Origin of the sequence: Pseudomonas sp. PvP100 (assembly GCF_017833055.1) — a bacterium.
GTDB lineage: Bacteria > Pseudomonadota > Gammaproteobacteria > Pseudomonadales > Pseudomonadaceae > Aquipseudomonas > Aquipseudomonas syringae.
The window spans coordinates 2331784-2357500 of sequence record NZ_JAFIBO010000001.1 but is presented as its reverse complement, the minus strand read 5'-3'; the positions used below and the strand labels follow the sequence as shown (position 1 = coordinate 2357500).

Annotated in this window: 22 protein-coding genes and 2 rRNA genes (1 of these 24 cut by a window edge); 8 read left to right on the top strand and 16 right to left on the bottom strand. The window is 58.6% G+C overall.

The window, feature by feature from the left end:
- Both JOE39_RS09865 and rrf read left to right on the top strand, forming a co-directional pair.
- Nucleotides 1–1627 (top strand): 23S ribosomal RNA (locus tag JOE39_RS09865) (it extends 1266 nt beyond the left edge of the window).
- Between the two features lie 158 nt (nt 1628–1785).
- A 5S ribosomal RNA gene (gene rrf / locus JOE39_RS09860) occupies nt 1786–1901 on the top strand.
- A gap of 182 nt (nt 1902–2083) precedes the next feature.
- On the opposite strand, the gene queD is transcribed toward rrf, so the two are convergent.
- Nucleotides 2084–2440 carry a 6-carboxytetrahydropterin synthase QueD gene (queD, locus tag JOE39_RS09855; protein WP_003317991.1) on the bottom strand — a complete coding sequence of 119 codons (357 nt, stop codon included), beginning with the start codon at nt 2438–2440 and terminating at the stop codon, nt 2084–2086.
- A 210-nt stretch (nt 2441–2650) separates the two neighbouring features.
- Between queD and JOE39_RS09850 the strand changes: the two genes are divergently transcribed.
- The 5 genes from JOE39_RS09850 (at nt 2651) to JOE39_RS09830 (ending at nt 6628) form a co-directional block, all read left to right on the top strand.
- Complete coding sequence (locus tag JOE39_RS09850; protein WP_010425568.1) at nt 2651–2959, top strand: PepSY domain-containing protein; 309 nt, start codon at nt 2651–2653, stop codon at nt 2957–2959.
- The gene (locus JOE39_RS09845; protein ID WP_003317989.1) at nt 2959–3267 is read left to right on the top strand and encodes a PepSY domain-containing protein; all 309 of its coding nucleotides are present in this window, start codon (nt 2959–2961) and stop codon (nt 3265–3267) included. Before JOE39_RS09850 ends, JOE39_RS09845 begins: the two co-directional genes overlap by 1 nt.
- Nucleotides 3267–3935: a response regulator transcription factor gene (locus JOE39_RS09840; protein ID WP_210077419.1), complete on the top strand. Its 669-nt coding sequence runs from the start codon at nt 3267–3269 to the stop codon at nt 3933–3935. Before JOE39_RS09845 ends, JOE39_RS09840 begins: the two co-directional genes overlap by 1 nt.
- On the top strand, nt 3932–5251 hold the full coding sequence (locus JOE39_RS09835; RefSeq protein WP_024665373.1) for a sensor histidine kinase: 1320 nt from the start codon (nt 3932–3934) through the stop codon (nt 5249–5251). The genes JOE39_RS09840 and JOE39_RS09835 overlap by 4 nt, the downstream gene beginning before the upstream one ends.
- A gap of 312 nt (nt 5252–5563) precedes the next feature.
- On the top strand, nt 5564–6628 hold the full coding sequence (locus JOE39_RS09830) for an AI-2E family transporter (protein WP_003395673.1): 1065 nt from the start codon (nt 5564–5566) through the stop codon (nt 6626–6628).
- Nucleotides 6629–6735: 107 nt separating this feature from the next.
- Here JOE39_RS09830 and JOE39_RS09825 read toward each other — a convergent pair whose 3' ends face one another.
- Nucleotides 6736–7659 (bottom strand): alpha/beta hydrolase, encoded by a 924-nt coding sequence (locus JOE39_RS09825; RefSeq protein ID WP_122336393.1) that lies wholly within the window; start codon nt 7657–7659, stop codon nt 6736–6738.
- Between the two features lie 120 nt (nt 7660–7779).
- Here JOE39_RS09825 and JOE39_RS09820 point away from each other — a divergent pair, with 120 nt between their 5' ends.
- Nucleotides 7780–8736 (top strand): AraC family transcriptional regulator, encoded by a 957-nt coding sequence (locus JOE39_RS09820; RefSeq protein ID WP_122336394.1) that lies wholly within the window; start codon nt 7780–7782, stop codon nt 8734–8736.
- A 67-nt stretch (nt 8737–8803) separates the two neighbouring features.
- Here JOE39_RS09820 and nuoN read toward each other — a convergent pair whose 3' ends face one another.
- From nuoN to aceA, 14 genes are all read right to left on the bottom strand, one after another.
- On the bottom strand, nt 8804–10273 hold the full coding sequence (gene nuoN, locus JOE39_RS09815) for an NADH-quinone oxidoreductase subunit NuoN (protein WP_209996059.1): 1470 nt from the start codon (nt 10271–10273) through the stop codon (nt 8804–8806).
- Nucleotides 10274–10280: 7 nt separating this feature from the next.
- Complete coding sequence (gene nuoM / locus JOE39_RS09810; protein WP_002554022.1) at nt 10281–11813, bottom strand: NADH-quinone oxidoreductase subunit M; 1533 nt, start codon at nt 11811–11813, stop codon at nt 10281–10283.
- 39 nt (nt 11814–11852) lie between these two features.
- Entirely contained in the window at nt 11853–13706 is a 1854-nt protein-coding gene (nuoL, locus tag JOE39_RS09805; RefSeq protein WP_016568454.1) for an NADH-quinone oxidoreductase subunit L, read from the bottom strand.
- Nucleotides 13703–14011 (bottom strand): NADH-quinone oxidoreductase subunit NuoK, encoded by a 309-nt coding sequence (gene nuoK / locus JOE39_RS09800; RefSeq protein ID WP_003317980.1) that lies wholly within the window; start codon nt 14009–14011, stop codon nt 13703–13705. The genes nuoL and nuoK overlap by 4 nt, the downstream gene beginning before the upstream one ends.
- Entirely contained in the window at nt 14008–14517 is a 510-nt protein-coding gene (gene nuoJ / locus JOE39_RS09795) for an NADH-quinone oxidoreductase subunit J (protein WP_003317979.1), read from the bottom strand. The genes nuoK and nuoJ overlap by 4 nt, the downstream gene beginning before the upstream one ends.
- Before the next feature lie 10 nt (nt 14518–14527).
- Complete coding sequence (gene nuoI / locus JOE39_RS09790; RefSeq protein ID WP_002554018.1) at nt 14528–15076, bottom strand: NADH-quinone oxidoreductase subunit NuoI; 549 nt, start codon at nt 15074–15076, stop codon at nt 14528–14530.
- A gap of 11 nt (nt 15077–15087) precedes the next feature.
- The gene (nuoH, locus tag JOE39_RS09785; RefSeq protein WP_003317976.1) at nt 15088–16095 is read right to left on the bottom strand and encodes an NADH-quinone oxidoreductase subunit NuoH; all 1008 of its coding nucleotides are present in this window, start codon (nt 16093–16095) and stop codon (nt 15088–15090) included.
- Nucleotides 16092–18809 carry an NADH-quinone oxidoreductase subunit NuoG gene (gene nuoG, locus JOE39_RS09780; RefSeq protein ID WP_096116527.1) on the bottom strand — a complete coding sequence of 906 codons (2718 nt, stop codon included), beginning with the start codon at nt 18807–18809 and terminating at the stop codon, nt 16092–16094. Before nuoG ends, nuoH begins: the two co-directional genes overlap by 4 nt.
- A gap of 136 nt (nt 18810–18945) precedes the next feature.
- On the bottom strand, nt 18946–20304 hold the full coding sequence (nuoF, locus tag JOE39_RS09775) for an NADH-quinone oxidoreductase subunit NuoF (protein ID WP_096116526.1): 1359 nt from the start codon (nt 20302–20304) through the stop codon (nt 18946–18948).
- The gene (nuoE, locus tag JOE39_RS09770; protein ID WP_002554014.1) at nt 20301–20798 is read right to left on the bottom strand and encodes an NADH-quinone oxidoreductase subunit NuoE; all 498 of its coding nucleotides are present in this window, start codon (nt 20796–20798) and stop codon (nt 20301–20303) included. Before nuoE ends, nuoF begins: the two co-directional genes overlap by 4 nt.
- A gap of 2 nt (nt 20799–20800) precedes the next feature.
- Nucleotides 20801–22582 (bottom strand): NADH-quinone oxidoreductase subunit C/D, encoded by a 1782-nt coding sequence (gene nuoC / locus JOE39_RS09765; protein WP_002554013.1) that lies wholly within the window; start codon nt 22580–22582, stop codon nt 20801–20803.
- A 74-nt stretch (nt 22583–22656) separates the two neighbouring features.
- The gene (locus JOE39_RS09760) at nt 22657–23331 is read right to left on the bottom strand and encodes an NADH-quinone oxidoreductase subunit B (protein ID WP_002554012.1); all 675 of its coding nucleotides are present in this window, start codon (nt 23329–23331) and stop codon (nt 22657–22659) included.
- A 10-nt stretch (nt 23332–23341) separates the two neighbouring features.
- The gene (locus JOE39_RS09755) at nt 23342–23755 is read right to left on the bottom strand and encodes an NADH-quinone oxidoreductase subunit A (protein ID WP_002554011.1); all 414 of its coding nucleotides are present in this window, start codon (nt 23753–23755) and stop codon (nt 23342–23344) included.
- Between the two features lie 463 nt (nt 23756–24218).
- Nucleotides 24219–25544, bottom strand: coding sequence for an isocitrate lyase (gene aceA / locus JOE39_RS09750; RefSeq protein ID WP_046266445.1), 1326 nt, complete (start codon nt 25542–25544; stop codon nt 24219–24221).
- Between the last annotated feature and the right edge of the window lie 173 nt (nt 25545–25717).

Sequence of the window (25717 nt, the reverse complement as noted above, 5' to 3'; positions counted from 1 at the left end):
GGTGTGAAAAACACCCACGCCGAAAGACCAAGGTTTCCTGCGCAACGTTAATCGACGCAGGGTTAGTCGGTCCCTAAGGCGAGGCTGAAAAGCGTAGTCGATGGAAAACAGGTTAATATTCCTGTACTTCTGGTTATTGCGATGGAGGGACGGAGAAGGCTAGGCCAGCCTGGCGTTGGTTGTCCAGGTTTAAGGTGGTAGGCTGAGATCTTAGGTAAATCCGGGATCTTAAGGCCGAGAGCTGATGACGAGTGTTCTTTTAGAACACGAAGTGGTTGATGCCATGCTTCCAAGAAAAGCTTCTAAGCTTCAGGTAACCAGGAACCGTACCCCAAACCGACACAGGTGGTTGGGTAGAGAATACCAAGGCGCTTGAGAGAACTCGGGTGAAGGAACTAGGCAAAATGGCACCGTAACTTCGGGAGAAGGTGCGCCGGTGGAGGTGAAGCATTTACTGCGTAAGCCCCTGCCGGTCGAAGATACCAGGCCGCTGCGACTGTTTATTAAAAACACAGCACTCTGCAAACACGAAAGTGGACGTATAGGGTGTGACGCCTGCCCGGTGCCGGAAGGTTAATTGATGGGGTTAGCGCAAGCGAAGCTCTTGATCGAAGCCCCGGTAAACGGCGGCCGTAACTATAACGGTCCTAAGGTAGCGAAATTCCTTGTCGGGTAAGTTCCGACCTGCACGAATGGCGTAACGATGGCGGCGCTGTCTCCACCCGAGACTCAGTGAAATTGAAATCGCTGTGAAGATGCAGTGTATCCGCGGCTAGACGGAAAGACCCCGTGAACCTTTACTATAGCTTTGCACTGGACTTTGAATTTGCTTGTGTAGGATAGGTGGGAGGCTTTGAAGCGTGGACGCCAGTCTGCGTGGAGCCAACCTTGAAATACCACCCTGGCAACTTTGAGGTTCTAACTCAGGTCCGTTATCCGGATCGAGGACAGTGTATGGTGGGTAGTTTGACTGGGGCGGTCTCCTCCTAAAGAGTAACGGAGGAGTACGAAGGTGCGCTCAGACCGGTCGGAAATCGGTCGTAGAGTATAAAGGCAAAAGCGCGCTTGACTGCGAGACAGACACGTCGAGCAGGTACGAAAGTAGGTCTTAGTGATCCGGTGGTTCTGTATGGAAGGGCCATCGCTCAACGGATAAAAGGTACTCCGGGGATAACAGGCTGATACCGCCCAAGAGTTCATATCGACGGCGGTGTTTGGCACCTCGATGTCGGCTCATCACATCCTGGGGCTGAAGCCGGTCCCAAGGGTATGGCTGTTCGCCATTTAAAGTGGTACGCGAGCTGGGTTTAGAACGTCGTGAGACAGTTCGGTCCCTATCTGCCGTGGACGTTTGAGATTTGAGAGGGGCTGCTCCTAGTACGAGAGGACCGGAGTGGACGAACCTCTGGTGTTCCGGTTGTCACGCCAGTGGCATTGCCGGGTAGCTATGTTCGGAAAAGATAACCGCTGAAAGCATCTAAGCGGGAAACTTGCCTCAAGATGAGATCTCACTGGAACCTTGAGTTCCCTAAAGGGCCGTCGAAGACTACGACGTTGATAGGTTGGGTGTGTAAGCGCTGTGAGGCGTTGAGCTAACCAATACTAATTGCCCGTGAGGCTTGACCATATAACACCCAAGCAATTTGCGTCGAATGAGCAGATTGCGGTGACTGTGAAGATGACACGAACCGAAAGTTTGCGTCACGAATGACACCTGAAACAGCTTGCTATCACATACCCGATTTGCTGAAGCGCGCCGCAGGGCACGATTCGGTACCCGAATTTCTTGACGACCATAGAGCATTGGAACCACCTGATCCCATCCCGAACTCAGTAGTGAAACGATGTATCGCCGATGGTAGTGTGGGGTTTCCCCATGTGAGAGTAGGTCATCGTCAAGATTGAATTCCAGAAACCCTCATCGCTTACGCGTTGAGGGTTTTTGTTTGTCTGGTGCCTGCAAAAACCAGCGTGAAAACACGTTTTCGTTTCTATGCATCATGGGGCTGCGTGGCTATATCTGCCGCCGATCGACAGGCACAAAAAAACCACCGATAAGGTGGTTTTTTTATTGTCAGGGCAATCAGTCGCCGCGGTATTCACATCCGCTGGTGCAGGTCTCGTGAATGCGGACTGCCGACAGCTCCGGGAGCAAAGGCTTCAATTCATTCCAGATCCATTTCGCCAGGTTTTCGCTGGTTGGATTCTCCAGGCCCGGGATGTCATTCAGGTAGTTATGATCGAGGCGTTCATACAGCGGCTTGAAGATCGCCTTGATTTCCGAGAAGTCCCGGATCCAGCCGGTATGGGGATCAACCTTTCCGGCCAGATGAATGCCGACACGAAACGAATGGCCGTGCAGGCGTCCACACTTGTGCCCCTCTGGAACGTGGGGGAGGCGGTGTGCTGACTCGAAGGTAAACTCTTTGAAGATTTCCACTGTGTATTGGCCCCGGAAAAATGGCGATCGCTCACGCGATAAATGCAATCGACGAGTTTAACAGCAATGGCCTGAAACTCCATGCAAGGGTTGGCCGCGATGACCCCGCTAGAACGCTTGATGGCACTCGGCCAGATCTATTCAGTTTGAGTTAAGTTGTACCGGTTAAGGTGGACGCCATAGAAGCACCGTTCGCTATGGATACCCCCTATGAAAACGCTGACCACCCTGCTGGCGGCCCTTACATTTGTTTTGACGTCCTGCTTCATTCAGGCGCGTGGGGTCGACCCACAGGAAGTGCTGCGCCTCAGTGAGGCCGGTACGCTTCATTCGACTGAAAAGCTCGATGCCAAAGCGCTGAGCAAACACCCCGATGCCAGTATCACCGGCACGCAGTTCAAGAACATCTACGGCAGGTACGTTTACAATGTCGAGCTGCGTGACAAACAGGGTGTTGAGTGGGTTCTCGAAATGGACGCCGCCACGGGCCAGGTCTACAGGAATCATCAGGATAACTAATGAATGTCGACAAGCGTCTCTGTGTCATCCTTGGTTTGAGCCTGACCTGCTCTTTTGTGTATGCCAGAGATCTCAATCAGGATGAAGCGCTCAGTTTGCGGCAGCGCGGGGTCATCCTGCCTCTTGAACAGTTCATCGAGCGCGCGATGGGCCTTCATCCGGGCTCTCGTTTGCTGGAGGCCGAGCTTGAGGAAAAGAATAATGTGTACGTGTATGAATTTGAGTTGCTGACCCCTGAGGGCGTCGTTCGCGAGCTCAAGTTCGATGCGCGTGATAGCCGATTGCTGAAAGACGAGGATGATGACTGATGCGCCTGCTACTGGTTGAAGACCATGTTCCCCTTGCCGATGAGCTGCTGGCTGCGCTGGGGCGTCAAGGCTACGCGGTCGACTGGCTGGCTGACGGGCGTGATGCGGTTCATCAAGGCGCAAGTGAACCGTATGACTTGATTGTTCTGGATCTGGGTCTGCCTGGCATTCCAGGGCTTGAGGTTCTCCAGCATTGGCGCAGCAAAGGTCTGGCGACCCCCGTGTTGATTCTGACCGCGCGGGGCTCCTGGTCAGAGCGTATAGAAGGCTTGAAGGCAGGCGCCGATGATTACCTGACCAAGCCTTTTCATCCTGAAGAGCTGCAGCTGCGTATTCAGGCATTGCTGCGACGTTCGCACGGGCTGGCCAACCAGCCCACGCTGGAATCGGCCGGCCTTAATCTGGATGAAGGTCGTCAATGCGTCAGCCGGGATGGCGTGGATATCCAGCTCACCTCGGCTGAGTTTCGTCTGCTGCGTTATTTCATGCTCCACCCGGGACAGATTCTCTCTAAAAGCCATCTTTCAGAGCACTTGTACGATGGCGAAAACGAGCGTGATTCCAACGTCATCGAAGTCCATGTCAATCACCTGAGGCGCAAGTTGGGCCGCGCAGTCGTCGAGACACGCCGCGGTCAGGGCTATCTGTACGGTGGAGCCGGCGGTTGAAATCCATACAGCGGCGTCTGAGTCTGGGTTTGATCGCCGTTATGGTGGTTGTCGGTCTGGTGATGGCGCAGACCAGTCTCTGGCTATTCGAAGTGGGCCTGCAGCGCTATCTGGAGTCAGGCCTGCGCAACGAAAGTGAAAACCTGCTGGTAGCACTGGTGCGAGGTCCTGCCGGGCTGCAGCTGGATGACCATCGCCTCTCGGGTGCCTACCAGCGTCCGTTGTCCGGCCATTACTTCCGCATGGATCTGCCACAGGGGCACTGGCGCTCCCGCTCCCTGTGGGATTTCGAGCTGCCCCAGCCTGGGGTGGGTTTGCATGCCAATCTTGAGCTCGGCAAGACCGGGCAATCGCTGTTGATGCTGACTAGCGAATACCGCAAGTTCGGCAAGCAGATTTCAATCACCGTCGCACAGGATTACACGCCGGTCAGGGCGAGTTTTCGTCTCATGCAGCAGATCGGACTGGGACTTGGGCTTGCCGCGCTGATCCTGGTGCTGGTGTTACAACGCATCACCGTGCGAAGAGCGCTTCGTCCGCTTGAAACCGTTCGCGAGCAGATTTTTCAGCTCCAGCAGGGCCAGCGCTCACAACTGGATAATCAGGTTCCCCTCGAACTCGAGCCGCTGGTGGCTCAGATCAACCACTTGCTCGCGCATACCGAAGACAGCCTGAAACGCTCACGCAATGCACTGGGTAATCTTGGACATGCCTTGAAGACACCGCTCGCGGTCTTGCTCAGCCTGGCCCTCAGCGGCCAGTTGGACGCCAACCCGGCCTTGCGCAGGACGCTGCAGGAGCAGCTGGAAAATATCCGTCTGCGTCTGGAACGCGAGCTCAATCGCGCACGCCTCTCCGGCGACGCTCTACCGGGAGCCCGCTTCGATTGTGACGCCGAACTGCCCGGGCTTTTCTCCACACTGGGCATGATTCATGGTGTCCATCTCCAGTTGATCAACGATGTCGAGGCGGGCATGTACCTGCCGTGGGATCGAGAGGACATTCTCGAACTGCTCGGCAACCTGCTGGACAACGCCTGCAAATGGGCCGACAGCGAAGTGCGTCTGGACATTCTCATTCAGCATCAGGGCTTCTGTCTGTTGGTGGATGACGATGGGCCTGGTATTCCCGAGGCGCAACGCGCAGAAGTGTTCAGTCGGGGCGCTCGTCTTGACGAGCAGATTACTGGCCACGGGCTGGGTCTGGGTATCGTGCGCGACATCGTCGAGGCGTGGGGTGGTCAACTGGAATTGCAGGAGAGTCCGGCAGGGGGATTGCGGGTACGCATAGACCTGCCAGAGCGGACTGCCCCGTAGTACGTCAGCCGGCACCTTTCAGAGAAATTAATCGCAGCGTTCATCAGATCTTGAGTGCAGTCGAGGGCGTCGCCGATGAAACCCGGCACAGCGCCAAGACCTCACGCAGCCTGGCTGAACGGGCGCGCGCCTGGACAGCCTGCTCGGTCAGTTCCGGCGCTGATGTCTGTCGGGCAGCTGCTTGAATCCCTGCCATCACCCGTGACTTTCGTCGCCGTCATATTGCCTTCATAGAAGATGGCACTCGTGCGCTTGTGTGCTGACTAAGCTCTAGACCGGGCGCGATGCGCGGTCTAATGACATGGACAGGACATGAACGAAACCACGCTGCAATACAAAACCCTCATTCTGCTACTGGTACTGGTGACCATTGCCTTCATATGGATTCTGCTGCCGTTCTATGGCGCAGTGTTCTGGGCGGTCATCCTTGGAATCATCTTCGCGCCTGTGCAGCGCAAATTGCAGATCAAGTTCAACTGGTCACGCAATCTCACCTCCCTGTGCACCCTGATGATCTGTCTGGTTATCGCGATTCTGCCGGTGATCGTGATCAGCGCCTTGCTGGTTCAGGAGGGCACCACGCTGTACAAGAACGTCGAGACCGGGCAACTGGATATCGCCGGTTATCTGGCCGAGTTCAAGGACCTGTTGCCGCACTCCATGCAGGCGCTGCTCGATCGTCTGGGCATGGGCGACCTGGAAGGGTTGCGCGACAAGATCGCCAAGGGCGCGATGCAGGGCAGTCAGTACCTGGCTACCCAGGCATTCAGCTTCGGGCAGGGCACCTTCGACTTTGTCGTCAGCGTCTTCATCATGCTTTACCTGCTGTACTTTTTCCTGCGCGACGGACAGGAGCTGGTACGCAAGATCCGCACCGCCTTCCCGTTGGGCGAACAGCAGAAGCGCCGTCTGCAGCTCAAGTTCACCCGTGTGGTACGTGCCACGGTCAAAGGCAACGTGGTGGTCGCGGTGACGCAAGGTGCGCTGGGCGGCTTCATCTTCTGGGTGCTGGACATCCCGAGTGCGCTGCTTTGGGCGGTGATCATGGCGTTCCTGTCGCTGTTGCCTGCGGTGGGAGCCGGGATTGTCTGGGCGCCGGTGGCAGTCTACTTCCTGCTCAGCGGCATGATCTGGCAAGGTGTGGTGCTGGGCTTGTTTGGCGTCTTCGTGATCGGTCTGGTGGATAACGTACTGCGCCCGATCCTGGTGGGCAAAGACACCAAAATGCCGGACTACCTGATCCTTATTTCCACGTTGGGCGGCATGTCGGTCTTTGGTCTGAACGGCTTTGTGATCGGACCTCTGGTGGCGGCGCTGTTCATGTCCAGCTGGGGGTTGTTCAGCGGCGCCAAGAAGCCCGTAAAACTGCCAGGCTGATATTGTAAGGAGGCGTAGCCGACACAGACCCGCGCATGCCTCCTGCCATTTATCAGGCAGGAGCATGCGCGGTTTTTTTGATTAGGACATAACGCTCGGAGCAGGTCTCAGTCTAAGCCTTTTGCCGCGATGGCAGCCGAGTCCATGAAGGCTGTCAGATCTGTATTGAAGCGTGATGCTTCTTCCAGAAATGGCGCGTGGCCTGAATTTTCGTACACCTTGGATTGAATCCGCGCATTGAGTTGCCGGGCACGTGCGATGCTGGGCTGAACATTGACCAGCTCATCCTTGCCGCCATACAGCATCAATACTGGCACCTTTGCTCTGGGCAAGCCTTCTGCCGCATCGACAGTCATTGCAGGCGTAGCACGGGTCATCGCCCACGATGCCATCGCGGCACTCGATAACAGCCGCTCGAATGTCGGTGCATCCGGCTTTGTCTGGAAGCACAGTCCGAGAAAAGTACGCACTGCATCAAGGTGGGTCTTCAGGTCCTCTGAGCTCAGGCCTGCATACACTTGAGGATGAGCTGTAATCAAAGCAGCGTTGAGCTCGATGACACCATCGACATACACAACCCCTCCGATCTCCGCATCGCCATAGGCGGCGAGGTAGTTGGACATGACCACGCCCCCCATTGACCAGCCAACCAGCACCGGACGCTTGCTTGCAGTGGCTTCAACTACCGCTGCCAGATCGTCCGCATAATGACTTCCATTGCGGTACGCCTCGATATTCTCGGGCTTGTCGGAAAGCCCGTGACCGCGCAGGTCATAAGTAATCATCCGGTAGCGCTGCAGCTGAGGACTACCGATCTGCTTCTGCCAATTGAGGTGACTGCCCAGCAGGCCGTGGATGAAAATCAGAGCCGGGCCGCTCGGATCTCCTGATTCCTGCACAGCGAGCTTGACGCCGTCAGGGGCTGTGACGGTGTAGCTTTTGTCTATTGCCAGGGCAATCGACGATAGTCCGCTTAACAGCGCGACAAGCCAGGTATTACGCAGTAGGCGAACGAAGCGAATGTGATTCATGAGGCGATTTCCCTGCGGCAGAAGTGATGGGCGCACTGTAGGTCGATGACGCAGGACGGTCTATGACGTAAGATCCGGAAAAATTGATTAAACGTCCTGAATTCGTGGTGAGCGTTCTCCATGCCAACCTGCTCAAATGACCCCATCAGCGAACTGCTGCTCGGTATGCGTCTATTCGGTGTTCAATTCCGCAGGCTGGAAGTCGTACAGCCCCTTGGTGTTGGCTTCAGTAACGCAATCGGGCGAGCACAGTTTCATTTCGTCGGACGTGGGCCGGTGTGGTTGCGTAGCGCTGAGAACGTTCTATGCAGGCTCGACAGCGGGGACGCGGTTCTGATTCCGCGCGGTGGGCACCATGCCATTTTGCCGGCTGAAGACACGGCTGCGAGCGATATACAGCTGTTTGACCCGTCTACCGCCATTGTCGATGGCGTTCACAATGGGGCATACGACGAGGAGGGCGGAGTCTTTGATCACGCGATCATTTTCAGCTGTTGCATGGAGTTGGAGCTGGGCGGCATGCAACCGCTTGTTGCCGCCATGCCGGATGTCATGCAGGTCAGCACTCTGTTGGAGACATGTCCCGAGCTGCGGCCCATGCTCGCGGCAATGGAGCGTGAGACCTTGATGCTGCAGGCCGGGCATGCGGGGATTCTGGCACGTCTTGCCGAAGTGGTTGCTGCGCTGCTGGTGCGTGGTTGGGTCGCGGGCGGCTGTGGAAATGTCGCGGGCTGGCTCGGCGCTTTGCAAGACCCTCGACTGAGTCGGGCCATTGTCATGATGCATCGGCACCCAGGCAGAAACTGGACGGTGGCCACGCTTGCCCATGAGGCCAGGCATTCCCGCTCTGTGTTCGCACAGCGCTTTCTCGAGGCTACGGGTATGCCGCCATTGCAGTACCTGACGGAGCTGAGAATGCGCCTGGCATTGCATAGCCTGAGCCGTGAACACTGTTCTCTGGAGGCTGTTGCCAGTCAACTGGGTTACGGCTCATTGGCTGCCTTCAGCCGTGCATTCAAAAGAACTGTGGGCCTATCCCCTGGCGCTGTACGGGCCGCGAAAGGCGTTGCCGTGTAGCCGTTCCAGCCGTTTCGGAGACAAAAAAAAGCCCTGCTCGAGAGCAGGGCTTTGCGTTTGCGCAGGATCAGCCCGCTACGTGCAGACCGGCATTGAGCACCAGATCGAGCAGCGGTTGCGGGTAGACACCCAGCACGAAGGTCAGGATCGCAACGGCCAGCAGCATCACGCCGCCCGTGCGCTGTGCCCAGTTGATGGCTGCGTCGTGGCGAGGAAGCTTGTTGTCGACCAGATACATGGTCACCATCACACGCAGGTAATAGAACACGCCGATGGCGCTACCGATTACCAGAGCCCCGACCAACCACCACAGCTGCGATTCGACACCGGTGGCGATGATATAGAACTTGCCGATGAAACCTGCGGTGAGCGGGATACCTGCCAGCGACAGCATCATCAGGGTCATGACTGCCGTCAGGTAAGGGCGACGCCAGAACAGACCACGGTATTCGAACATTGCGTCAGCATCACGTCCGCTGTAAGGCGAAGACATCATGGTGATCACACCGAAGCTGCCCAGCGAGGTCAGGACGTAAGTCGCCAGATAGACGCCGACCGCCTCGACCGCCATGCCTTTGCTGGCCACCAGCGCAATCATCAGGTAACCGAAGTGAGCGATGGAGGAGTAGCCCAGCAGACGCTTGAGGTTGGTCTGAGTCAGCGCCAGCAGGTTGCCGACCAGGATCGACGCGACGGCGATGACTGCCAGTACGTCATGCAGGACACCGCTGCTGGCTGCCGGTGAAACCTGGAACAGACGCACCAGTACCGCGAACACCGCCACCTTGCTGGCGGTCGCCAGGAAGGCTGCGACCGGCGCAGGGGCGCCTTCGTAAACGTCCGGGGTCCACAGGTGGAAAGGTACCAGTGACAGCTTGAAGGCCAGACCGACGACCATCATGCCCAGACCCAGGCTGGCAATCGGACTCGGCATGCCTGTCGCCGCGATGGCCTTGCCGATACCGTCGAAGCTCAGCGAGCCTGCCTCTGCGTACAGCAGCGCCATACCGAACAGCAGGAACGCCGAGCCTGCGGCCGACAGGACCATGTACTTGATGCCGCCTTCCAGCGAACGCTTGTTGAAGAAGGCATAAGCCACCAGCCCATAGACCGGCACCGACAGCAGTTCCAGGCCGATGAACAGGCCTGCCAGATGCTGAGCGCTGACCAGCACCAGTCCACCGGCAGCTGCCAGCAGGATCAGCAGGTAAAGCTCTTCGCGATTGCCGGGATACCCGACCTTGCCGTCACCCAGATAGGCGTGCGCCATGGTCACGCAAGCGAGGGTAGAGGCGAGGATGATCGCCATGTACAGGCAGGCAAAGTTGTCGATATGCAGCAGTGGCGTCACGACCAGAGGGGCAACTTTCAGTGCTGGATAGATCGACAGAAGAGCCAGGTTGAGGCCTGCTACCGAAAGCAGGAACGTTTGCGAGTGATTGCGGCGCCATGCGATCGCCAGCATCACCACGACAATGGTGAGGCTGGTGATCAGCAGTGGCGCAAGCGCAATAAAGTGTTGAATCGTCAGGTCCATAGCGCTCTTACCGGGCCGAAGCGAGTTGAGTGAAGGCAGTGCCTAGCCATTGCTGCACGCCGTGCATGGTCGCCGCCGATGTGTCGAGGAACGGCTGCGGGAATACCCCGAGCACGACCAGCAACACGGCAAGGCCCAGCACCATGATCATTTCCCGTCCGTCCATGCCCTTCAGAACCTCGTCGGACTTCGACGGGCCGAAATAGGCGCGGTGGATCATGATCAGCGAGTAGACAGAACCAAACACCAGACCGGAGGTGGCGATCGCCGTGATCCATGGTGAGCTGGCGAAGCTGCCCAGCAGAATCAGGAATTCGCCGACGAAGTTGCCGGTGCCCGGCAGACCCAAAGAGGCGGCGGCAAAGAACAGGCTGATGGCCGGGATGTAGGCGATGCGTGACCACAGACCGCCCATCTCACGCATGTCGCGAGTGTGCAGACGCTCGTACAACTGACCACTGAGTATGAACAGTGCTGCAGCCGACAGACCGTGGGCGATCATCTGAATCAGTACGCCTTGCAGGGCTTGCTGGCTGCCCGAGTAGATACCGATCAGTACGAAGCCCATGTGCGAAACGCTGGAGAACGCGATCAGGCGCTTGATGTCAGTCTGGGCAAACGCCAGGAATGCGCCGTAGAAGATACCGACCAGGCCCAGCGTCATTGCAATCGGTGCGAACTCGGCCGATGCGTTGGGGAACAGCGGCAGGGCAAAGCGCAATAGGCCGTAAGCCGCCGTCTTCAGCAGGATACCCGCCAGGTCGACGGAGCCTGCAGTCGGTGCCTGGGCATGCGCATCCGGCAGCCAGGAGTGCAATGGCACCACCGGCAGCTTGACGGCGAAGGCAATGAAGAAGCCCAGCATCAGGATGTACTCGGTGCCCGGTGCCAGTTTGGTCTTCAGCAGGTCGGCGTAGGCAAAGGTGATCACGCCGGTCTGATTGAAGTGCACCAGCACCAGGCCCAGGATCGCCACCAGCATGATCAGGCCGCTGGCCTGAGTGAAGATGAAGAACTTGGTGGCTGCATAGATACGGGTTTTCTTGCCGTCCGAAGAACTGTGACCCCAGAGCGCGATGAGGAAATACATCGGCACCAGCATCATTTCCCAGAAGAAGAAGAACATGAACAGGTCGATGGCCAGGAACACGCCGACGACACCGCCCAGGATCCACATCAGGTTAAGGTGGAAGAAACCGACCTTGCGCTGGATTTCCTTCCACGAGCACAGCACCGACAGCACGCCCAGCAGGCCGGTCAGCAGGATCATCAGCAGCGACAGGCCATCGAGTGCCAGATGCACGTCGATGCCGAAGCGGGTGATCCACGGGTGGTGGAATTCCAGGGTCCAGGTCGGATCGGCACCCGGCACCGGCGCGTAGCCGAAGTTGCCGGTAGCCCACAGCCAGAGGCCGAGAACCAGTTCAAGGGTCATTGTCAGCAACGCAATCCAGCGCGGCAGGGTAGAGCCGAAGCGCTCACCCAGCCAGCACAGCAGGCCGCCGATGAAGGGGATCAGGATTAGCCAGGGCAGAATCATGACGGGCTCAATTCCTTTCGCAAATTCGCAAGGTTCATATCAGATCGCAACCAGAACGACGGCACCGAGTACCAGAACGGCACCCACGGCGATCGAGGCAGCATACCAACGCAACTGGCCGGTCTCGGTGCGGCTCATGGTGTCATGACCGCCTTTGACCAGACGTGGGATCAAGCCGATGGTGCGGTCGAACGGATCGCTACGCAGTACATGGCTGATTGCCAGATACGGCTTGACGAACAGCTTGTCGTAGATCCAGTCGAAGCCCCAGGCCGCGAACCACCAGGCCGAAAGGAAACGGCCCGGACCGCTGTTGGCGATAGCCGTCGCCAGGCGGCGCTTGCCGAGAAACAGCAACGCTGCCAGCAGGATACCGGCCAGCGCGATGGCGCCGGAAGCGATCTCCAGACTGTGCTTGGCTTCGCCACCGGCATGGCCGACGCTCTGCGGCAGCACACCGGCCAGGGGCGGAGTGATCAACGCGCCGATGAACGTAGACAGCACGATCAGCACCGACAGTGGCAGCCAGTGAGCGATGCCGTGACCTGCGTGTGCTTCGGTCTTGGCTTCACCATGGAACGCGATGAAGATCAGACGGAAGGTGTACAGCGACGTCATGAACGCGCCCACCAGACCGGCATACAGCAAACCGTTGTTACCGCTGGCAAATGCTTCCCAGAGAATTTCGTCCTTGGAGTAGAAGCCCGCCGTCAGCAGCGGCAGGGCGGAAAGAGCAGCGCCACCGACGATGAAGCTGGCGTAGGCCAATGGCAGTTTCTTCCACAGGCCGCCCATCTTGAAGATGTTCTGCTCGTGGTGGCAGGCAACGATCACCGCACCGGAAGCAAGGAACAGCAGCGCCTTGAAGAAGGCGTGGGTCATCAGGTGGAAGATCGCGCCTTCCCAGGCGCCGACACCCAGTGCCAGGAACATGTAGCCGATCTGGCTCATGGTCGAGTAGGCGAGGATACGCTTGATGTCGGTCTGTACCAGTGCGGCGAAACCCGCCAGAACCAGCGTGACGCCGCCGACAATGCCAACCAGATGCAGAATGTCAGGTGCCAGTGCGAACAGGCCGTGAGTGCGCGCGATCAGGTAAACGCCCGCCGTGACCATGGTCGCTGCGTGGATCAGCGCCGAAACTGGCGTAGGACCGGCCATCGCGTCCGCCAGCCACGTTTGCAGTGGCAGCTGTGCAGATTTACCGACCGCACCGCCCAGCAGCATCAACGTCGCCAGCACGATCCAGAAATCGCCGACCTTGAAGTGTTCCGGCGCCCTGACCAGCAGTTCTTGCACATTGAGCGTGCCCAGTTGCTGGAACAGGATGAACAAGCCAATAGCCATGAACACGTCACCGATACGGGTGACGATGAACGCTTTGAGCGCTGCGTTGCCGTTGTTGCGGTTGCTGTAATAGAAACCGATCAACAGGTAGCTGCACAGGCCTACGCCTTCCCAACCGAAGTAGATGAACAGCAGGTTGTCGCCCAGGATCAGGAACAGCATGCTGGCAATGAACAGGTTGGTGTAGGAGAAGAAGCGCGAGTAGCCCGCTTCACCGCGCATGTACCAGGACGCGAACAGGTGGATCAGGAAGCCGACGCCAACCACGACGCCCAGCATCGTGACGGACAGTCCGTCCAGATACAGCGCGAAGTTGGGCTGGAAGCCATCGACGTCCATCCAGCGCCACAGCACCTGGGTGTAGTGACCGCCTTCGGGTGGCGCCACGTTGAACTGCCAGATGACCCAGGCCGTGACGATGGCTGACAGGCCGATGGAGCCGACGCCGATCAGCGCAGCGAGGTTTTCCGAGAGGCGTCCACGGGAGAACGACAGCAGCAGAAAGCCGATGAGGGGGAATACGAAAGTCAGAAAGAGAAGATTCATCCGCGCATCTCGCTGGCAGCATCGATATCGAGAGTGTGGAAGCGGCGATACAGTTGCATCAGGATCGCCAGGCCGATACTGGCCTCGGCTGCCGCAAGGCTGATCACCAGGATGAACATCACCTGCCCGTCCGGTTGCCCCCAACGGCTGCCGGCCACGACGAACGCCAGTGCAGCGGCGTTCATCATGATTTCCAGGCTCATCAACACGAAGAGAATGTTACGGCGCACCATCAGGCCGACCAGACCCAGACAGAACAGGACCCCGGCGACCGCCAGACCGTGCTCAAGAGGGATAGCATTCATTGGCTTGGCTCCTTGGCCTCGTTGCGGCCCAGATGGAAAGCCGTGATGGCTGCTGCAAGCAACAGCATCGAGGCGAGTTCCACCACCAGCAGATAGGGCCCGAACAGGCTGATGCCGACTGCCTTGGCGTCGACCGTGGTGTGACCGACACCAGCGCCGGTCGGGTTGGCGAACAGCACGTACAGCAACTCGGCCAGCAACAGCGCGCCGAGAATGACCGGACCGATCCAGATGCCGGGTTTGAGCCAGGCACGTTCCTGCTGAACCGAGGCCGGGCCGAGGTTGAGCATCATCACCACAAACACGAACAGGACCATGATCGCGCCCGCGTAGGCGATGACTTCCAGCACACCGGCGAACGGCGCACCGAGGCTGAAGAAAGTCATCGCTACGGCGATCAGCGAGATGATCAGGTAGAGCAGGGCGTGCACCGGGTTCGTGTTGGTGATCACCCGCAGGGTGGACACAACAGCGATACCAGATGCGAAGTAGAAAGCGAATTCCATCTTTACTTCCTTAAGGCAGCAAGCTCTTGACGTTGATCGGCTCGGCTTCGTTCTGTGCGGAGCCCTTGGGCTTGCCGCCGATGGCCATACCGGCAACGCGATAGAAGTTGTAGTCAGGGTTCTTGCCGGGTCCGGAGATCAGCAGGTCTTCCTTCTCGTACACCAGATCCTGACGCTTGAAGTCGGCCATCTCGAAGTCCGGCGTTAGCTGGATCGCGGTCGTCGGGCAGGCTTCTTCGCACAGGCCGCAGAAGATGCAGCGCGAAAAGTTGATGCGGAAGAAGTCGGGATACCAGCGTCCGTCCTCTGTCTCGGCCTTCTGCAGCGAAATGCAGCCGACCGGGCAGGCTACCGCACACAGGTTGCACGCCACGCAGCGCTCTTCACCATCGGGGTCGCGGGTCAGAACGATGCGGCCACGGTAGCGGGGCGGAAGATAAACCTGCTCTTCGGGGTATTGCAGGGTGTCGCGCTTGCGAAAGCCGTGGCCAAAGACCATGACCAGGCTGCGCAACTGGGTACCCGTACCCTTAACGATGTCACCAATATATTTGAACATGGGTCAAATCCTCACTGAACCGAGCCTGCCGGTGTGTTCAACAACACAATCGCAGCAGTCACCAGCAAATTGATCAGGGTCAGCGGCAGACAGAACTTCCAGCTGAAATCCATGACCTGGTCATAACGCGGGCGCGGGATGGAGGCGCGCAGCAGAATGAACAGCATGATGAAAAACGCGGTTTTCAAGGCGAACCAGAAGAATGCCAGCGATGGCAGAATGTCGAACGGGCCGTGCCAGCCGCCGAAGAACAGCGTCACCAGCAGCGCCGAGATCAAAATGATCCCGATGTATTCGCCCACGAAGAACATGCCCCATTTCATGCCGGCATATTCAATGTGGTAGCCGTCAGCCAGTTCCTGCTCGGCTTCCGGTTGGTCGAACGGGTGGCGGTGAGTCACCGCCACGCCTGCGATGAAGAACGTACAGAAGCCAAAAAACTGCGGAATGATGAACCACAGGTTCTGCGCCTGATATTCAACGATGTCGCGCATGTTGAATGAGCCGACCTGAACCACGATGCCCATCAGCGCAAGGCCCATGAACACTTCGTAGGACACGGTTTGTGCCGAAGCACGCAGGCTGCCCAGCAGGGCGAACTTGTTGTTGCTCGACCAGCCGGCGAAGAGCACCGCATACACCGACAGACCCGCCATGGCAAAGAAGAACAACAGACCGATGTTCAGGTCCGCGACGCCCCAGGTCGGGGTGATCGGGATGACTGCGAAGGCGATCAGCAAGGCGCTCATGGCAACCACCGGCGCCAGGGTGAAGATCACCTTGTCAGCGAACGGTGGGGTCCAGTCTTCCTTGAAGAACATCTTCAGCATGTCAGCTGCGATCTGGAACATGCCGAACGGACCCACGCGGTTCGGACCATAACGGTCCTGCCACCAGCCCAGCAAACGACGTTCGACGAAGCTCAACAAGGCACCGCCAACCACGACGCCCAGCAACACCACGATGGCCTTGACCACTGCAATGATTGCGTCGATCACATCAGGGGTAAACCAGGTCATTGCGCTGCCTCCTGCAGACCGTCAACGGATTTGCCAAAGAGTGCTGGCGGAATGCCAGGCAGTCCTGCCGGCAATGCCACAAGGCCCGCGCCCAGTTCTTCGCTGATGCGCAACGGCAAGGTCAGCGTTTCGCCGCCGATGCTCAAGGAGAGCAGGGCACCTTCGTTGACGCCGAGACGATCGGCTTCGGACTTGGCCACTGCGACATAGGCCTGCGGGATGCGTTCCTGAACCGGCGCGGCCAGAGACGAGGTTTCGTCGCTGCCGAACAGGTGGAAGAACGGTACGACCTGCCAGGTGCCGCGCTCTGGAGAGAACGCGCGTGGCACGCTGGAGAACCACGACAGACCATCGCCCTGGCTTTCGATCAGGCGAGTGCCCGGGTCGCCGGCACGCAAGTGACCGCCGACTTCATCCTGAAACTTGTTCCAGGCCTGTGGCGAGTTCCAGCCCGGCGACCAGGCGAATGGCACCTGCTGACGAGGCTCGGCCGAGCCCGAGTAGCCTTCCATGGAGAACGAGAACGCTGTGTCGATGTCTTGCGAGGTGCGCGGCTCATGCACGCTGATGTTGGCTCGCATCGCGGTACGACCGCTATAACGCAGCGGTTCGCGAGCCAGTTTCAGGCCCTTGATGCGGAACGACGCAGACGGCGCGGCGTTGACGATACCCGCCAGTTGCGGCGTGCTGCCGGCGCAGGCTTCGGTGACGTGGTCGAGTTGCGTCCAGTCAACCGGCTTGTTCAGCAAGGTGGCACGCAGGGCATGCAACCAGCGCCAGCCTTCGTGGATCAGAATGCTGGCATCCAGATAGGTCGGATCGAAGACCTGGAAGAAGCGCTGGGCGCGGCCTTCCTGGCTGACCAGTGTGCCGTCGCCTTCAGCGAAGCTGGCAGCTGGCAGGATCAGGTGGGCGCGGTCGCTGGTCGGGGTTTTCTGATGGTCAGCGACGATCACGACTTTCGCTGCGCTCAGCGCGGCGTCGACGATCCTGGCGTCCACACGACGATACAAATCGTTTTCCAGCACCACGATAGCGTCGGCCTTGCCGGAGATCACGGCTTGCAGCGCGGCATCTACGGACTCGCCGCCGAACATCGCCAGGCCCATGCTGTTGGCTTCAGGCACGATCAGGCTGATGGAACCCTGCTTGTCGCGCAGTTTCAAGGCCTTGGCGATGTTGGCAGCAGCTTCGATCAGCGCTGTCGAACCCAGTGAACTGCCGGAAATGATCAGCGGTCGTTTGGCAGCCAGCAGTGCATCGGCAATGCGTTGCGCCAGTTCCAGCGCCTCGCTGTCCAGACCTTCGACAGCAGGTGCGCTGGCGTCCAGGGCATGGGCTACGGCAAAACCGATACGCGCCAGATCATCGGGCGCTGCATGTACGCATTCTTCTGCGACGTCGTCGAGACGGGTCTCGGCGATGCTGGCGATGAACAGCGGATTGAGCTCGTGCTGACCGATGTTCTTCACGGCTGCATCGAGCCACGGCTGGACTTTCATCGCCGCTGCCATGTCTTCAGCCTTGCCTTTGACGGCCTGGCGCAAGCCCAGGGCCATACGTGCCGCTGTCTGGGTCAGGTCTTCGCCGAGGACGAAGATGGCATCGTGATCTTCGATGTCGCGCAGGGTCGGAATAGGCAGCGGGCTGTCGTTCAGGACCTTGAGGATCAGCCTGATACGCTCCAGTTCACCGGCTTCGATACCGCTGTAGAAATGCTCGGCACCCACCAGCTCACGCAGCGCGTAGTTGCTTTCAAGGCTGGCGCGAGGAGAGCCGATACCGACGATGTTACGGCCGCGCAGCAGGTCCGCCGCTTTGTCCAGTGCCTCGTCCAGGCTCAGTTTGACCTGGCCGTCGGCGAGCAATGGCTGACGCGGGCGATCCTTGCGGTTGACATAGCCGTAGCCAAAACGTCCGCGGTCGCAGAGGAAGTACTGGTTGACCGAGCCGTTGTAACGGTTTTCGATGCGGCGCAATTCACCGTAGCGTTCACCCGGGCTGATGTTGCAGCCGCTGGAACAGCCGTGGCAGATGCTTGGAGAGAACTGCATGTCCCACTTGCGGTTGTATCGCTCGGAGTGGGTCTTGTCCGTGAACACACCGGTCGGGCAGACCTCGGTGAGGTTGCCGGAGAACTCGCTTTCCAGCGTGCCGTCTTCAACGCGACCGAAGTACACGTTGTCATGGGCGCCGTAGACGCCCAGGTCGGTGCCGCCTGCGTAGTCTTTATAAAAGCGCACACAGCGATAACAGGCGATGCAGCGGTTCATCTCGTGCGCGATGAACGGCCCCAGCTCCTGATTCTGATGGGTACGCTTGGTGAAGCGATAACGGCGCTCGTTGTGGCCGGTCATCACCGTCATGTCCTGCAGGTGGCAGTGACCGCCTTCCTCGCAGACCGGGCAGTCATGCGGGTGGTTGGTCATCAGCCATTCGACGACACTGGCCCGGAAGGCCTTGGACTCATCGTCTTCGATGGAAATCCAGGTGTTGTCGGTGGCTGGCGTCATGCAGGACATGACGATACGACCGCGGGTGTCGTTCTCGTCCGTGTACTGCTTGACCGCGCACTGGCGACAGGCGCCAACGCTGCCAAGGGCGGGGTGCCAGCAGAAATAAGGAATATCGAGGCCAAGCGACAGACATGCCTGTAACAGGTTGTCTGCACCATCGACTTCGAGCGCTTTGCCGTCTACGTGAATAGTAGCCATGGTTCAAAGGTCTTCGTTGGCCCGTTGTCAGCGGGCGTGGCTAATGGAATCTCGGTAGTACCCGTATCGTTCAGCCCGGAGGGCGTCAGCAGGTACGAGGACGGCAGCTCGAACAGCTGCCGACCGTTGTGTCTTGTTATGCGCCGACCACTGTCGGACTTTTGCCCGGAACGAGCGTGGTTGCGCTGGCTGGCGCGATACCGGCTTCGAACTCGGAACGGAAATACTTGATCGCACTGCCCAAGGGTTCAACGGCGCCCGGTGCATGGGCACAGAAGGTCTTGCCAGGGCCGAGGAAATTGACCAGACCCAGCAGGGTTTCGATATCCCCCGGCTGACCCTGACCGTTCTCGATGGCGCGAAGCATTTTCACGCTCCATGGCAAACCGTCGCGGCATGGCGTGCAGAAGCCGCAGGACTCCTGAGCGAAAAACTCTTCCATGTTGCGCAGCAGCGAGACCATGTTGACCGAGTCGTCGACCGCCATCGCCAGTCCAGTACCCATCCGGGTGCCGACCTTGGCGATACCGCCTGCATACATCTGGGCGTCCAGGTGTTCCGGCAGCAGGAAACCCGTACCGGCGCCTCCGGGTTGCCAGCACTTGAGCTTGAAGCCATCGCGCATGCCGCCGGCGTAGTCTTCGAACAGTTCGCGAGCCTGTACGCCGAAAGGCAGCTCCCACAAACCGGGGTTTTTGACCTTGCCGGAGAAACCCATCAGCTTGGTGCCGTGGTCTTCACTGCCTTCGCGAGCCAGCGACTTGTACCAGTCGTTGCCGTTATTGACGATGGCAGGCACGTTGCACAGGGTTTCGACGTTGTTCACACAGGTCGGCTTGCCCCAAACGCCCACTGCAGCAGGGAAGGGCGGCTTGGAGCGCGGGTTGGCGCGGCGGCCTTCCAGCGAGTTGATCAGTGCGGTTTCTTCGCCGCAGATGTAGCGACCGGCACCGGTGTGCACGAACAGCTCGAAGTCGAACCCGGTGCCGAGAATGTTCTTGCCCAGCAAACCGGCAGCCTTGGCTTCCGCCACTGCGCGATTGAGGTGCTTGGCCGCAGTGACGTATTCGCCGCGCAGGAAGATATAGCCGCGATAGGCTTTCAACGCGCGGGCACTGATCAGCATGCCCTCGACCAGCAGATGGGGCAGTTGCTCCATCAGCATGCGGTCTTTCCAGGTGTTGGGCTCCATCTCGTCCGCGTTGCACAGCAGGTAGCGGATGTTCATGGACTCGTCTTTGGGCATCAGGCCCCACTTCACACCGGTGGGGAAGCCTGCGCCGCCGCGTCCCTTGAGGCCGGAATCCTTGACCGACTGGACGATATCGTCAGGCGCCTGTTGCATCAGCGCCTTGCGCGCTGCGGCATAGCCGTCCTTGGTCTGGTACTCGTCGAGCCAGACCGGCTCGCCGTCGTCGCGCAGACGCCAGGTCAGCGGATGGGTTTCTGCCGTGCGCGTAATGCGGTTGGCAGGGCCGAAGGAAGTGATGGTCATAGGTAACCCTCCAGCATCTTGGCAACGCCAGCAGGCTGTACATCGCCGAAAGTGTCGTCGTCGACCATCACGGCCGGCGCCTTGTCACAGTTGCCGAGGCAGCAGACCGGCAGCAGTGTGAAACGACCGTCGGCGGTGGTCTGACCCAGGCCGATGCCCAGTGAGCTCTTGATCTCGTCGACCACGTTTTCATGGCCGCCGATGAAGCACACCATGCTGTTGCAGACGCGAATGATGTGACGCCCGACCGGCTGGCGGAAGATCTGGCTGTAGAAGGTGGCAACGCCTTCGACGTCGCTGGCAGGGATGCCCAGCAGGTCGCCGATCGCGTAAATGGCGCCGTCGGGCACCCAGCCGCGTTCCTTCTGAACAATTTTCAGGGCTTCGATGGACGCCGCGCGCGGGTCCTCGTAGTGATGCATCTCATGCTCGATGGCCGAGCGCTCGGTTTCGCTCAGGGCGAAACGGTCTGTCTGGATTAGCGGGCTATTCATGCTTAGCGGTCCACGTCGGCCATAACGAAATCGATACTACCCAGGTACGCGATCAAGTCCGCGACCATGCTGCCTTTGATCACCGAAGGGATCTGCTGCAGGTGCGGGTAACTCGGGGTGCGGATCCGGGTACGGTAGCTCATGGTGCCGCCGTCGCTCGTCAGGTAATAGCTGTTGATACCCTTGGTCGCTTCGATCATCTGGAAGGATTCGTTGGCCGGCATGACCGGGCCCCACGAAACCTGCAGGAAGTGCGTGATCAGGGTTTCGATGTGCTGCAGGGTGCGCTCTTTCGGCGGCGGCGTGGTCAGCGGGTGATCCGCCTTGTACGGGCCTTCCGGCATGTTGCGCATGCACTGGTCGATGATCTTGATGCTCTGGCGCATCTCTTCGACGCGGACCATGCAGCGGTCATAGGCATCGCCATTGGCGGCCAGCGGCACTTCGAATTCGAAGTTCTCGTAACCCGAGTAAGGGCGAGCCTTGCGCAGGTCGAAGTCGCAACCGGTGGAGCGCAAGCCTGCACCGGTGACGCCCCATTCGAGGGCTTCCTTGGTGTTGTAGGCGGCAACGCCGACGGTACGACCCTTGAGGATGCTGTTCTGCAGCGCAGCCTTGGTGTATTCATCGAGACGCTTGGGCAGCCAGTCGACGAAGTCCTTGACCAGTTTTTCCCAGCCACGCGGCAGGTCGTGAGCGACCCCGCCGATGCGGTACCAGGCAGGGTGCAGACGGAAGCCGGTAATCGCTTCGATCACCGTGTAGGCTTTCTGGCGGTCGGTGAACGTGAAGAACACCGGTGTCATGGCGCCCACGTCCTGAATGTAGGTACCCAGGAACAGCAGATGACTGGTGATTCGGAAGAACTCGGCCATCATGATGCGGATGACGTCGACCTTTTCCGGCACCTTAATGCCTGCCAGCTTCTCGACCGAGAGCACATAAGGCAGGTTGTTCATCACCCCGCCCAGGTAATCGATACGGTCGGTGTAGGGAATGAAGCTGTGCCAGGACTGGCGCTCGGCCATTTTCTCGGCACCACGGTGGTGGTAGCCGATGTCCGGAACGCAATCGACGATTTCTTCGCCGTCCAGTTGCAGAATGATACGGAACGCACCGTGAGCAGAAGGGTGGTTCGGCCCCAGGTTGAGGAACATGTAGTCCTCGTTGGCGCCAGAGCGTTTCATGCCCCAGTCTTCCGGACGGAAGCGTGCGGCTTCCTCTTCCAGCTGCTGTTTGGCGAGGGTCAGGCTGTACGGATCGAATTCCGTTGCACGGGCAGGAAAGTCCTTGCGCAGCGGGTGGCCTTCCCAGGTTGGCGGCATCATGATGCGGCTCAGGTGCGGGTGGCCTGGGAAGTCGATGCCGAACATGTCCCAGACTTCACGCTCGTACCAGTTGGCGTTGGGCCAGATGCTGGTAATCGTCGGTACGCTCAAGTCGCTTTCGGAAAGCGCTACCTTGATCATCACGTCGCTGTTTCGCTCGATCGACAGCAGGTGATAGAACACGGTGAAGTCTGCGCCGGGCAGACCACGACGGTTTGTGCGCAGTCGCTCGTCCACGCCATGCAGGTCATACAGCATGGAGTAGGGCTTGGGCACGTTGCGCAGGAACGTCAGAATTTCAAACAGTCTGGCGCGCTCGACCCACAGCACGGGCATGCCGGTGCGAGTCGGCTGGGCGGTGAAAGCCTCGGCACCAAAACGGTTATTCAGTTCAACGACGACATCTTGGTCGTCAGCCTTGTAAGGCGGGATGTACAGAGCGTTGTCTGCAGTCATAGGTCTCAATCACTTCGGTCAACGTACAGAATCAACCCCGGTTCTTGTCTTTTTTATAAGAAGAACGGGCTGGATCAGACTTCGTCGGGGCTGCGCAGGTTGGTCACCTGAATACGCTGTTCGCGGCGCTGTTCCTTTTGCGACGGCATCTCGGCGCGATACACGCCTTGATCGCCAACGACCCAGGAAAGAGGGCGACGCTCCTTGCCGATGGATTCCTGCAACAGCATTAAACCTTGCAGAAACGCCTCGGGGCGGGGCGGGCAGCCGGGCACGTAGACATCCACGGGAAGGAATTTGTCCACCCCCTGGACCACTGAGTAGATGTCGTACATGCCACCGGAGTTGGCACACGAACCCATGGAAATGACCCACTTGGGTTCGAGCATTTGCTCGTAGAGACGCTGGATGATCGGCGCCATCTTGATGAAGCAGGTACCGGCAATAACCATGAAATCCGCCTGTCGTGGCGACGCCCGGATGACTTCGGCACCAAAGCGCGCGATGTCGTGGGGTGCCGTGAAGGCGGTGGTCATTTCCACATAGCAGCACGACAGGCCGAAGTTGTAGGGCCACAGGGAGTTTTTACGTCCCCAGTTGACCGCACCGTTCAGCACGTCTTCCAGCTTGCCCATGTAGATGTTTTTGTGGACTTGATCTTCTAACGGATCGGAAACGGTTTCCCGTTTGCCGATGGGGTACTGCTCGTTAGGAGCGTCCGGGTCGATCCTGGTGAGATTATATTGCATCGCCAAAGCCTCATTGTTTCAGCTTCGCTTGCCGATTACGGCGACCTTCAGGAGCCCAGTCAAGAGCGCCAACCCGCCATAGGTAGACAAGACCTGCCAACAGAATTGCTATGAAAACGAGAGCTTCGACGAATCCGGTCCAGCCGCTTTCGCGGACGGACACAGACCAGGCAAAGAGAAAGAGGGCTTCAATGTCAAAGATCACGAAAAGCATCGCGACCAGATAGAATTTTGCGGAGAGACGCAGGCGCGCACTGCCGGTAGGCAGCATGCCGGATTCGAAAGGTTCGTTCTTGCTGCGGCCCCAGGCCTTGCTTCCGAGGAGGCTGGACAGACCGAGCATGAAGGCGCAAAGGCCGACAACACCCAAAAGGAAAATGGCGAAGCCCCAGTTATGGGCAATCAGACCTGTCGATTCGGGCATGCTGTCAGTCCTTGTTAGAGAGCAAAGGTCTCTGTGCTTGATAAAGAGTCGAGGCAGTGACGAAATGTCGCAGTGCGGTCAACGGATTGATTTTATGTGCAAACACTTGGCAAGTAAATTTTCTACATCAAATTTATTTACGGAATTAATTGCCCACGGCCTTTCACGGAGGCTGCAGGGCCTGCCAGACGGGCGTCAGCGGGGATTTCATTAATTATGTTTCTTGTGCACGAAATGTAAGGAAAGGCAATTTGAATGATAATTAATATCATTTGAAGGGGCCTTGATAGTTCAGCGTGCGGTAGTCGTCGCATAGTGGGTAACGGTACTGCTTATAAAGTGCGCCTTTTGTAGCATTTGCTCGGCAACTGCATATTGTCCGAAATCAATACCGGCACCTTCTGACACAAAACACAGACCGCCCTTACGGGCGGCCTGTCTTTTCAACGCGTTGCGCGGTGTATCAGTGGAATTGCTCTTCTTCGGTGGAGCCGGTCAGTGCGGTTACCGACGATACGCCGCCCTGGATCACGGTCGTCATGTCATCGAAATAGCCGGTACCCACTTCCTGCTGGTGGGCGACGAAGGTGTAGCCCTTGGCAGCGTCGGCGAACTCCTGTTCCTGCAGCTTCACGTAGGCGGTCATGTCATTGCGGGCGTAGTCGTGTGCCAGATTGAACATGCTGTGCCACATGTTGTGAATGCCTGCCAGGGTGATGAACTGGTGCTTGTAACCCATGGCCGACAGCTCGCGCTGAAATTTGGCAATGGTTGCGTCGTCGAGGTTTTTCTTCCAGTTGAAGGACGGCGAGCAGTTGTAGGACAGCAACTGGTCCGGGTATTCCTTTTTGATCGCTTCGGCGAATCGGCGTGCCTCGTCCAGATCCGGTCTGGCTGTTTCGCACCAGATCAGATCGGCGTAGGGCGCGTACGCCAGGCCACGCGAGATCGCCTGATCGAGACCGGCGCGAACCTTGTAAAACCCCTCGTGGGTTCGCTCGCCGGTCACGAATGGTTTGTCGTACGGATCGCAATCGGATGTCAGCAAGTCGGCAGCGTTGGCGTCAGTCCGGGCCAGAATGATGGTCGGTACACCGGCTACGTCGGCGGCCAGGCGTGCAGCGACCAGTTTCTGTATGGCTTCCTGAGTCGGGACCAATACCTTGCCGCCCATGTGGCCACATTTCTTCACTGAAGCCAGTTGATCTTCGAAGTGCACCCCGGCGGCACCGGCTTCGATCATGTTTTTCATCAGCTCATAGGCATTGAGTACGCCGCCGAATCCGGCTTCTGCGTCTGCCACGATCGGGGCGAAGTAGTCGATGTAGCCTTCGTCGCCCGGCGCCTTGCCGGCTTTCCACTGGATCTGGTCGGCACGGCGGAACGAGTTGTTGATGCGCTTGACCACGGTCGGCACCGAGTCGACCGGGTACAGCGACTGATCCGGGTACATGGACTCGGCAGAGTTGTTGTCGGCAGCGACCTGCCAGCCGGATAGGTAGATGGCCTGAATACCGGCCTTGACCTGCTGCACGGCCTGGCCGCCAGTGAGGGCACCCATGCAATTGACGAAATCCTTGTCCGGTCGAAAGGACGGTTTGGCACCCTGGGTCACCAGATTCCACAGCTTGTCTGCACCCAGTCGTGCAAAGGTGTGTTCGGGTAGAACCGAGCCGCGCAGGCGGACCACATCTGCAGCGGAGTAAGTACGGGTCACGTTTTTCCAGCGCGGATTTTCAGCCCAGTCTTTCTCGAGAGCCGCTATTTGTTGTTCGCGTGTCAGTGCCATGGTGATAAACCTCTAGAAGTAGGTCTCGTTGGAAAGTCCTGCTCCGCCAAAACGCCTCGTTTATCGAAGGCACGGTAGATGGCTGCTCGCTGATCCGGGGCTTTGCTTGAAGCCGCACGTTACGTGGGTCGCGACGGGTGAACGATGTACTCGAGGGGAGAGCGGGCGTCCGG